This is a genomic window from Endozoicomonas euniceicola, assembly GCF_025562755.1.
Lineage (GTDB): Bacteria > Pseudomonadota > Gammaproteobacteria > Pseudomonadales > Endozoicomonadaceae > Endozoicomonas_A > Endozoicomonas_A euniceicola.
Genome location: NZ_CP103300.1, coordinates 3,904,763 through 3,915,837 on the forward strand (window position 1 = coordinate 3,904,763; position 11,075 = coordinate 3,915,837).

The following is an 11,075-nucleotide window of genomic DNA, read 5'->3' on the forward strand; positions in this document are numbered from 1 at the left end:
AGCCCAATTCTACGGACACCACAATGGGCAAAAAAAATAACGCTCCAGTCTTTGTGTTTTCAAAAAAAAAGTTGGCAGTGGTGTTTCTGCTGTGGCTGGCCACCATGGTGGACAGCGCCCGTGGAGAATGGGTAACGCCAGCTTCTGTACATCAGGGCGGGATTGCCCATGTTGCTTCAAGGCTCTGGCTTCAGCAGCAACCCGTGCTTAAATCCGCTATGGATGAAAAAGTCGCGGTTTCAAAAAGATCGGCAACGGTGGTTATTCTGATAGAAGACGACGGTTTTAGTGTACTGACCACTGAGCCGGCAGTCTTCACATGGCAGGATGCGTGTAATGCCACCACGCTTTCCGACATGAACCGGCATCTGCGCTGCCACGACCCCAGTGCTTTGCTGACCGGGTTAAGAGCCACACTGCAGTTTAGTCACAGTGGGGAGTCTGTGCAGGTGACCGGGTTTGCGTCGGTTTTGCAGGTGCAGACTACCGGGGGAACAGACCTGGCCATTGCTCCTTTTCAGAGTGATAGCCCGGGTCTGCCCGACCAGCAATATGAACAACAATACAGAGCCATTCTGGAGTACCTGTCCCGGCAAAGGAGAAAGTCTGAAGAGATAGACCGGCGAACAAGATGCTGGACAAACGCCATGTCAAGGTTAGCCCCTGAAAAACCGGACGAAGTGTTAAGGCAGGAGCAGAAAATAAAGGAGCTGCGAGCGCCCGTCAGGTTCCATTACTCACTGGCACACCGTTCGGCCCCGCAGGATGAAACGTTCTGTTTTTTTACGGACAAGATGGAGGGAAGAGAAATTGTGCTGACTCCCGACAATAACCTTTCTGCCTGCTCCCCTGTTTTCCTGCCATCGGGGAGCATGGCTGACCTGTCCAATGGTTCCAAAAGAAATCCTCCACCCGCTGATAAACCAGCAGCTACGAAGAGCAAAAAAAGAAAACTCAGCACCAGCACCAGCACCAGTAATAGCGAGAGCCCGCAGAGTGTCACAAATCCGCAGACCGGGGGTTATCCCGTGATACCGGATATCCCCATAAAACAGGAAGAAAATGTCATTGAATTTGGTGAAAGAAAAGTCTTGACAAGTGCTGAACTGTTTATCATCAAGCCGGAAAGCGGTATTACCAGAAAACCGCCAGAACCGCCTTTCAAAACAAATTGCAAGATTCTGGGTGCCCCGGCATTCTGGAAACTTTTTACTAAGAAAAAGCGACAGCAACTGAAAAACAGGATATTGGAATATATTAATAAAACCAATGAAGAAAGAGAGGCGCACATCGAAGGTCTGGTCAGAGAGGTGCGGTACGAGGCAAACGAGGGCGACCCTTACCAGGCTCTGGACGGGCAAAAGCATGTGGTAGCCGCCAAAAAACTGTCCAAGGGTACTGTACTGGGACATTACCGGGGCTCTCTCTGGTTGATAGATGAGAATGCCCCGTCTCCGGAGTGTGGTACATTAGACCAGCAAATATCCTATTCCGTTAACTGTGACTACAAAGGAGAAGAAGCCACGGATGATTGTCAGGAAATGTACTGGCTTTCAGGTTATGACGACGGCAATATTTTTTCCTGCGTTAACGACTGTACCGTCACCAGTAATGCTGACCACGATACCGCTACTGTAGAGCCAAACGTCAGTTTCATTATTGTTTATATGGATGATTTCCCCGTGGTTATGGTCGTGACAACAGAGGATATCCCGGAGGGCAAAGGACTCTGGCTGAGCTATGGAGAAGCTTACTGGGACTATAAAAACGAACCGGTTGTGGTGCCCGACGGTGATGACGATCATAGCGGAGCCGGAGCAAAAAACAAAAAACACGTGTGTGATGTGTGTGGAAAGAAGTTTGCTCGCTCCATACACCTCATAGTACACAAGCGCACCCACACTGGAGAGAAGCCTTATGAGTGCGATGTGTGTCAAAAGGGATTTGCTTACTCCAGTAACCTCTTAATACATCAGCGTACCCACACCGGGGCGAAGCCTTATGAGTGCGATGTTTGCCAAAAGAGATTTGCTCATTCCGGAAACTTAGCAAGACACAAGCGCAGCCACGCCGGGAAGAAGCCTTATGAGTGCGATGTGTGTCAAAAGAGATTTGCTTACTCCAGTAGCCTCTTAATACATCAGCGTACCCACACCGGGGCGAAGCCTTATGAGTGCGATGTGTGTCAAAAGGGATTTATTCACTCCAGCCACCTCACAAGACACAAGCGCACCCACACCGGGGAAAAGCCTTATGAGTGCGATGTGTGTGAAAAGGGATTTTCTGCTTCTGGAAACTTAGCAACACACAGGCGTAGCCACACCGGGGAGAAGCCTTATGAGTGCGATAAGTGCCAAAAGAGATTTACTCAATCCGGAGACCTCATAAGACACAAACGCACCCACACCGGAGATAAGCCTTATGAGTGCGATAAGTGCCAAAAGAAATTTTTTCGACTCGCACACCTCGTAAGTCACAAGCGCACTCAACACAAGAACCTTCCAACAGAGCAACCGCCACAGCAATAGTCTACACTCCCGCCAAAATCACCCAATAGCCCAATTCTACGGACACCACAATGGGCAAAAAAAATAACGCTCCAGTCTTTGTGTTTTCAAAAAAAAGGTTGGCAGTGGTGTTTCTGCTGTGGCTGGCTGTCATTGTGGGCAGCGTCCGTGGAGAATGGGTAACACCAGCTTCTGTACATCAGGGGGGGATTGCCCATGTTGCTTCAAGGCTCTGGCTTCAGCAGCAACCCGTGCTTAAATCCGCTATGGATGAAAAAGTCGCGGTTTCAAAAAGATCGGCAACGGTGGTTATTCTGATAGAAGACGACGGTTTTAGTGTACTGGCCACTGAGTCAGCAGTCTTCACATGGCAGGATGCGTGCAATGCCACCACGCTTTCCGACATGACCCGGCATCTGCACTGCCACGACCCTAATGCCCTGCTGACCGGGTTAAGAGCCACACTGCAGTTTAGTCACAGTGGGGAGTCTGTGCAGGTGACCGGGTTTGCGTCGGTTTTGCAGGTGCAGACTACCGGGGGAACAGACCTGGCCATTGCTCCTTTTCAGAGTGATAGCTCGGGTCTGCCCGACCAGCAATATGAACAACAATACAGAGCCCTTCTGGAGTACCTGTCCCGGCAAAGGAGAAAGTCTGAAGAGATAGACCGGCGAACAAGATGCTGGACAAACGCCATGTCAAGGTTAGCCCCTGAAAAACCGGACGAAGTGTTAAGGCAGGAGCAGAAAATAAAGGAGCAGCGAGCGCCCGTCAGGTTCCATTACTCACTGGCACACCGTTCGGCTCCGCAGGATGAAACGTTCTGGTTTTTTACGGACAAGATGGAGGGAAGAAAAGTTGTGCTGACTCCCGACAATAACCTTTCTGCCTGCACTCCTGTTTCCCTGCCATCGGGGAGCATGGCTGACCTGTCCAGTGGTTCCAAAAGAAATCCTCCGCCCGTTGATAAACCAGCAGCTACGAAGAGCAAAAAAAGAAAACTCAGCACCAGCACCAGCACCAGCACCAGTAATAGCGAGAGCCCGCAGAGTGTCACAAATCCGCAGACCGAGGGTTGTCCCGTGATACCGGATATCCCCATAAAACAGGAAGAAAATGTCATTGAATTTGGTGAAAGAAAAGTCTTGACAAGTGCTGAACTGTTTATCATCAAGCCGGAAAGCGGTATTACCAGAAAACCGCCAGAACCGCCTTTCAAAACAAATTGCAAGATTCAGGGTGCCCCGGCATTCTGGAAACTTTTTACTAAGAAAAAGCGACAGCAACTGGAAAACAGGATATTGGAATATATTAATAAAACCAATGAAGAAAGAGAGGCGCGCATCGAAGGTCTGGTCAGAGAGGTGCGGTACGAGGCAAACGAGGGCGACCCTTACCAGGCTCTGGACGGGCAAAGGCATGTAGTAGCCGCCAAAAAACTGTCCAAGGGTGCTGTACTGGGGCATTACCGGGGCTCTCTCTGGTTGATAGATAAGAATGCCCCGTCTCCGGAGTGTGGTACATTAGACCAGCAAATATCCTATTCCGTTAACTGTGACTACAAAGAAGAAGGAGAAGAAGCCACGGATGATTGTCAGGAAATGTACTGGCTTTCAGGTTATGACGACGGCAATATTTTTTCCTGCGTTAACGACTGTACCGTCACCAGCAATGCCGACGACAATACCGGTACTTTAGAGCCAAACGTCAGTTTCATTATTGTTTATATGGATTATTTCCCCGTGGTTATGGTCGTGACAACGAAGTTTATCCCGGAGGGCAAAGGACTCTGGCTGAGCTATGGAGAACCTTACTGGGACTATAAAAACGAACCGGTTGTGGTGCCCGACGGTGATGACGGTCATAGCGGGGCCAGGGCAAAAAACAAAAAATGTGCGTGTGATGTGTGTGGAAGGGAGCTTGCTAATTCCGGAAGTCTCACAAGGCACAAGCTCACCCACACCGGAGATAAGCCTTATAAGTGCGATGTGTGTCCAAAGAGATTTGCAGCTTCCGGAGACTTGACAATACACAGGCGCCACCACACAGGAGAGAGGCCTTATGAGTGCGATGTGTGTCAAAAGAGATTTGCTTGCTCCAGTAACTTCGTAAGACACAAGCGCACCCACACCGGAGATAAGCCTTATGAGTGCGATAAGTGCCAAAAGAGATTTACTGACTCCGGAAACTTAGCAAAACACAGACGCTACCATACCGGAGATAAGCCTCATGAGTGCGATAAGTGCCAAAAGAGATTTACTGACTCCGGAAACTTAGCAAAACACAAACGCACCCACACCGGAGATAAGCCTTATGAGTGCGATAAGTGCCAAAAGAGATTTTTTCAACTCGCACACCTCGTAAGACACAAGCGCACCCAACACAAGAACCTTCCAACAGAGCAACCGCCACAGCAATAGTCTACACTCCCGCCAAAATCACCCAATAGCGCAATGGCACTGACTTAAGACTTAATCCCTTGGCATGAAAGGCTTGCCCAAGAACAAATCATCTATAAATAGATGAAGTTAACAGAGCCCTCGAGCAAGCCATGAACAAGTCTAGCCCAGAATATCTAAAACTCGCTGACCAATGTCTGAAGCAGTTTGCACAAACATCTGAAGACGCCTTGGCTTCTCTACTCTCCACAGAGATCCTGAATGCCTTTGAGAAAAAATCGACCTCCAGAGTTAGAGATTATCCAGCCCTGAAAACCCTTACTCTTTTTATGCGTCAGGTGTCCAATGAAGACAAGTCCTGCAGAAAGGTTCTTGTACAGGAGTCACTTGAACAAGCAGCAAATGACGAAGTGTCCGACAAAACCAAGAATGACGCCTACTGCAAAGCACGTAAACGGTTGCCGGAAGATCAGGTAAAGTCATTGTTTCAGATTTCAGGAAAACGACTGGATGAAGAAAGCCCGGAATCATGGTTGTGGCACGGTCGGCGGGTTGTTATTGCCGATGGAACCACTGCTAATATGCCTGACACGACTGAAAACCAACAGCTCTATCCCCAGTCAAAATCCCAAAAAAAAGAAGTAGGGTTCCCTACTGTCAGGATGCTTGCCTTTATCACGCTGGGAAGTGGAGCTCTCATTGAGACAGCCATGGGAGCTTGTGAGGGAAAAGGCAGTGGAGAGCAATCTCTGATGATACAAATGATCCCGAACTTGAATGCTGACGACATTGTGCTTGGCGATGCCATTTTCGAGACGTATTTCATCCTGGCACTTTTGCTTATAGCAGGTGTTGACGGTGTTTTTGAAAAAAATGGTGCGCGTAAAATCGACTTCAGAAAATCCTTCATGAAACTGGGAAAAAAAGATGCTTTATTCAGATTGGAGCGTCCTCCAAAACCACCCTGGATGAGCAGAGAGTTTTACGATCAGTGGACACCGGATCACCTGATTATCCGTGCCATTAAAACGAAGAATCGTATCATCGTTACCACATTGATTGATGCAGAAGCATATCCACGCTCTGACATTAGCGCACTGTACACCAAACGCTGGAATATTGAGTTGGACTTCAGAACCATCAAAACAATTATGAATATGGAGATGTTGCGCTGTAAGACTCCAGCGATGGTGCGTAAAGAAATTTATGTTCATTTTCTGGTTTACAATTTGATACGGGCATTAATGGCGCGAGTGGCCAAAGCCACAGAGCAAGTTCCGAGGGATGTGAGCTTCAAGGCAGCAAAACAGACGCTAAATGGGGCTCGGGTTTTACTGTTATTCTGTCCAAATTGCACTCTCAACCAGGTTCAAGCTCAAATGATAGTTATCATTGGAGAACATAAAGTTGGAGACCGACCGGGACGATCAGAACCAAGAGCTGTAAAGAGGCGACCAAAGGCATTTAAAAAGCTCCAGCACTCTAGGGCTAAAGCTCGTCAACTCAATAAGTACAAGGGGTGAGAGCTTAAGTCAGTGCCATTGCCCAATAGCCCAATTCTACGGACACCACAATGGGCAAAAAAAATAACGCTCCAGTCTTTGTGTTTTCAAAAAAAATGTTGGCAGTGGTGTTTCTGCTGTGGCTGGCTGTCATGGTGGACAATACCCGCGGAGAATGGGTAACACCAGCTTCTGTTCATCAGGGCGGGATTGCCCATGTTGCTTCAAGGCTCTGGCTTCAGCAACAACCCGTGCTTAAATCCGCTATGGATGAAAAGGTCGCGGTTTCAAAAAGATCGGCAACGGTGGTTATCCTGATAGAAGACGACGGTTTTAGTGTACTGACCACTGAGCCGGCAGTTTTCACATGGCAGGATGCGTGTAATGCCACCACGCTTTCCGACATGAACCGGCATCTGCGCTGCCACGACCCCAATGCCCTGCTGACCGGGTTAAGAGCCACACTGCAGTTTAGTCACAGCGGGGAGTCTGTGCAGGTGACCGGGTTTGCCTCGGTTTTGCAGGTGCAGACCACCGGGGGAACAGACCTGGCCATTGCCCCCTTTCAGAGTGATAGCCCGGGTCTGCCCGACCAGCAATATGAACAACAGTACAGAGCCATTCTGGAGTACCTGTCCCGGCAAAGGAGAAAGTCTGAAGAGATAGACCGGCAAACAAGATGCTGGACAAACGCTATGTCAAGGTTAGCCCCTGAAAAACCGGACGAAGTGTTAAGGCAGGAGCAGAAAATAAAGGAGCTGCGAGCGCCCGTCAGGTTCCATTACTCACTGGCACACCGTTCGGCCCCGCAGGATGAAACGTTCTGGTTTTTTACGGACAAGATGGAGGGAAGAAAAATTGTGCTGACTCCCGACAATAACCTTTCTGCCTGCACTCCTGTTTCCCTGCCATTGGGGAGCATGGTTGACCTGTCCAATGGTTCCAAAAGAAATCCTCCACCCGTTGATAAACCAGCAGCTACGAAGAGCAAAAAAAGAAAACTCAGCACCAGCACCAGCACCAGCACCAGTAATAGCGAGAGCCCGCAGAGTGTCACAAATCCGCAGACCGAGGGTTATCCCGTGATACCGGATATCCCCATAAAACAGGAAGAAAATGTCATTGAATTTGGTGAAAGAAAAGTCTTGACAAGTGCTGAACTGTTTATCATCAAGCCGGAAAGCGGTATTACCAGAAAACCGCCAGAACCGCCTTTCAAAACAAATTGCAAGATTCAGGGTGCCCCGGCATTCTGGAAACTTTTTACTAAGAAAAAGCGACAGCAACTGGAAAACAGGATATTGGAATATATTAATAAAACCAATGAAGAAAGAGTGGCGCACATCGAAGGCCTGGTCAGAGAGGTGCGGTACGAGGCAAACGAGGGCGACCCTTACCAGGCTCTGGACGGGCAAAGGCATGTGGTAGCCGCCAAAAAACTGTCCAAGGGTGCTGTACTGGGGCATTACCGGGGCTCTCTCTGGTTGATAGATAAGAATGCCCCGTCTCCGGAGTGTGGTACGTTAGACCAGCAAATATCCTATTCCGTTAACTGTGACTACAAAGAAGAAGGAGAAGAAGCCACGGATGATTGTCAGGAAATGTACTGGCTTTCAGGTTATGACGACGGCAATATTTTTTCCTGCGTTAACGACTGTACCGTCACCAGCAATGCCGACGACAATACCGGTACTTTAGAGCCAAACGTCAGTTTCATTATTGTTTATATGGATGATTTCCCCGTGGTTATGGTCGTGACAACAGAGGATATCCCGGAGGGCAAAGGACTCTGGCTGAGCTATGGAGAACCTTACTGGGACTATAAAAACGAAGCGGTTGTGGTGCCCGATGGTGATGACAATCATAGCGGAGCCGGGGCAAAAAACAAAAAATGTGCGTGTGATGTGTGTGGAAGGGTATTGGCTAGTTCTGGAAACCTGACAAGGCACAAGCGCATCCACACCGGAGAGAAGCCTTATAAGTGCGATGTGTGTCAAAAGGGATTTGCTGTTTCCGCAACCTTGGTAGCACACAGGCGCACCCACACCGGAGAGAAGCCTTATGAGTGCGATGTGTGTAAAAAGACATTTACTCAATCCGGACACCTCAAAGTACACAAACACACTCACACCAGGGAGAAGCCTTATGAGTGCGATAAGTGCCAAAAAAGATTTTCTCAACTCGCACACCTCGTAAGTCACAAGCGCACCCAACACAAGAACCTTCCAACAGAACAACCGCCACAGCAATAGTCTACACTCCCGCCAAAATAACCCTATAGCCCAATTCTACGGACTCCACAATGGGCAAAAAAAATAACGCTCCAGTCTTTGTGTTTTCAAAAAAAATGTTGGCAGTGGTGTTTCTGCTGTGGCTGGCTGCCATGGTGGACAGCGCCCGTGGAGAATGGGTAACACCAGCTTCTGTACATCAGATCGGGACTGCTCATGTTGCTTCAAGGCTCTGGCTTCAGCAACAACCCGTGCTTAAATCCGCTATGGATGAAAAAGTCGCGGTTTCAAAAAGATCGGCAACGGTGGTTATTCTGATAGAAGACGACGGTTTTAGTGTACTGATCACTGAGCCGGCAGTCTTCACATGGCAGGATGCGTGCAATGCCACCACGCTTTCCGACATGACCCGGCATCTGCGCTGCCACGACCCCAATGCCCTGCTGACCGGGTTAAGAGCCACACTGCAGTTTAGTCACAGTGGGGAGTCTGTGCAGGTGACCGGGTTTGCGTCGGTTTTGCAGGTGCAGACCACCGGGGGAACAGACCTGGCCATTGCTCCCTTTCAGAGTGATAGCCCGGGTCTGCCCGACCAGCAATATGAACAACAATACAGAGCCATTCTGGAGTACCTGTCCCGGCAAAGGAGAAAGTCTGAAGAGATAGATCGGCGAACAGGATGCTGGACAAACGCTATGTCAAGGTTAGCCCCTGAAAAACCGGACGAAGTGTTAAGGCAGGAGCAGAAAATAAAGGAGCTGCGAGCGCCCGTCAGGTTCCATTACTCACTGGCACACCGTTCGGCCCCGCAGGATGAAACGTTCTGGTTTTTTACGGACAAGATGCAGGGAAGAGAAATTGTGCTGACTCCCGACAATAACCTTTCTGCCTGCTCCCCTGTTTCCCTGCCATCGGGGAGCATGGCTGACCTGTCCAATGGTTCCAAAAGAAATCCTCCACCCGTTGATAAACCAGCAGCTACGAAGAGCAAAAAAAGAAAACTCAGCACCAGCACTAGTAATAGCGAGAGCCCGCAGAGTGTCACAAATCCGCAGACCGGGGGTTATCCCGTGATACCGGATATCCCCATAAAACAGGAAGAAAATGTCATTGAATTTGGTGAAAGAAAAGTCTTGACAAGTGCTGAACTGTTTATCATCAAGCCGGAAAGCGGTATTACCAGAAAACCGCCAGAACCGCCTTTCAAAACAAATTGCAAGATTCAGGGTGCCCCGGCATTCTGGAAACTTTTTACTAAGAAAAAGCGACAGCAACTGAAAAACAGGATATTGGAATATATTAATAAAACCAATGAAGAAAGAGAGGCGCACATCGAAGGCCTGGTCAGAGAGGTGCGGTACGAGGCAAACGAGGGCGACCCTTACCAGGCTCTGGACGGGCAAAGGCATGTGGTAGCCGCCAAAAAACTGTCCAAGGGTGCTGTACTGGGGCATTACCGGGGCTCTCTCTGGTTGATAGATGAGAATGCCCCGTCTCCGGAGTGTGGTACATTAGACCAGCAAATATCCTATTCCGTTAACTGTGACTACAAAGAAGAAGGAGAGAAAGCCGCGGATGATTGTCAGGAAATGTACTGGCTTTCAGGTTATGACGACGGCAATATTTTTTCCTGCGTTAACGACTGTACCGTCACCAGCAATGCCGACGACAATACCGGTACTTTAGAGCCAAACGTCAGTTTCATTATTGTTTATATGGATGATTTCCCCGTGGTTATGGTCGTGACAACAGGGGATATCCCGGAGGGCAAAGGACTCTGGCTGAGCTATGGAGAACCTTACTGGGACTATAAAAACGAACCGGTTGTGGTGCCCGACGGTGATGGCGATCATAGCGGAGCCGGGGCAAAAAACAAAAAATATAAGTGTGATGTGTGTGGAAGGGAGCTTGCTAATTCCGGAAGTCTCACAAGACACAAGCTCACCCACACAGGAGAGAAGCCTCATGAGTGCGATGTGTGTCAAAAGGGATTTATGCACTCCAGTGACCTCACAAGACACAAGCGCACCCACACCGGAGAGAAGCCTTATGAGTGCGATGTGTGTCAAAAGAGATTTTCTCTACTCAATCACCTCATAGTACACAAACGCACTCACACCGGGGAGAAGCCTTATGAGTGCGATAAGTGCCAAAAGAGATTTACTCAATCCGGAGGCCTCGTAAGACACAAACGCAGCCACACAGGGGAGAGGCCTCATGAGTGCGATAAGTGCCAAAAGAGATTTACTGACTCCGGAAACTTAGCAACACACAGGCGTAGCCACACCGGGGAGAAGCCTTATGAGTGCGATAAGTGCCAAAAGAGATTTTCTCGACTCGCACACCTCGTAAGTCACAAGCACACCCAACACAAGAACCTTCCAACAGAGCAACCGCCACAGCAATAGTCTACACTCCCGCCAAAATCACCCTATA

At 49.0% G+C, this 11,075-nt stretch carries 5 protein-coding genes; all 5 read left to right on the forward strand.

Annotated elements, in window-relative coordinates; all coding sequences use genetic code 11:
• Positions 1-23: 23 nt before the first annotated feature.
• The 5 genes from NX720_RS15900 (at position 24) to NX720_RS15920 (ending at position 11,047) form a co-directional block, all read left to right on the forward strand.
• Positions 24-2,528 carry a C2H2-type zinc finger protein gene (locus NX720_RS15900; protein WP_262595821.1) on the forward strand — a complete coding sequence of 835 codons (2,505 nt, stop codon included), beginning with the start codon at positions 24-26 and terminating at the stop codon, positions 2,526-2,528.
• 50 nt (positions 2,529-2,578) lie between these two features.
• Positions 2,579-4,927 (forward strand): C2H2-type zinc finger protein, encoded by a 2,349-nt coding sequence (locus NX720_RS15905; protein ID WP_262595823.1) that lies wholly within the window; start codon positions 2,579-2,581, stop codon positions 4,925-4,927.
• Positions 4,928-5,058: 131 nt separating this feature from the next.
• Complete coding sequence (locus tag NX720_RS15910) at positions 5,059-6,429, forward strand: IS4 family transposase (protein WP_262595824.1); 1,371 nt, start codon at positions 5,059-5,061, stop codon at positions 6,427-6,429.
• 50 nt (positions 6,430-6,479) lie between these two features.
• Positions 6,480-8,660 carry a C2H2-type zinc finger protein gene (locus NX720_RS15915; protein ID WP_262595826.1) on the forward strand — a complete coding sequence of 727 codons (2,181 nt, stop codon included), beginning with the start codon at positions 6,480-6,482 and terminating at the stop codon, positions 8,658-8,660.
• Positions 8,661-8,710: 50 nt separating this feature from the next.
• Positions 8,711-11,047, forward strand: a complete 2,337-nt coding sequence (locus NX720_RS15920) for a C2H2-type zinc finger protein (protein ID WP_262595828.1) — start codon at positions 8,711-8,713, stop codon at positions 11,045-11,047.
• The last annotated feature ends 28 nt before the right edge of the window (positions 11,048-11,075 follow it).

Coding starts and splice junctions, on each gene's coding strand:
- NX720_RS15900 (WP_262595821.1), top strand. CDS start 24: ATGGGCAAAAAAAATAACGCTCCAGTCTTTGTGTTTTCAAAAAAAAAG.
- NX720_RS15905 (WP_262595823.1), top strand. CDS start 2,579: ATGGGCAAAAAAAATAACGCTCCAGTCTTTGTGTTTTCAAAAAAAAGG.
- NX720_RS15910 (WP_262595824.1), top strand. CDS start 5,059: ATGAACAAGTCTAGCCCAGAATATCTAAAACTCGCTGACCAATGTCTG.
- NX720_RS15915 (WP_262595826.1), top strand. CDS start 6,480: ATGGGCAAAAAAAATAACGCTCCAGTCTTTGTGTTTTCAAAAAAAATG.
- NX720_RS15920 (WP_262595828.1), top strand. CDS start 8,711: ATGGGCAAAAAAAATAACGCTCCAGTCTTTGTGTTTTCAAAAAAAATG.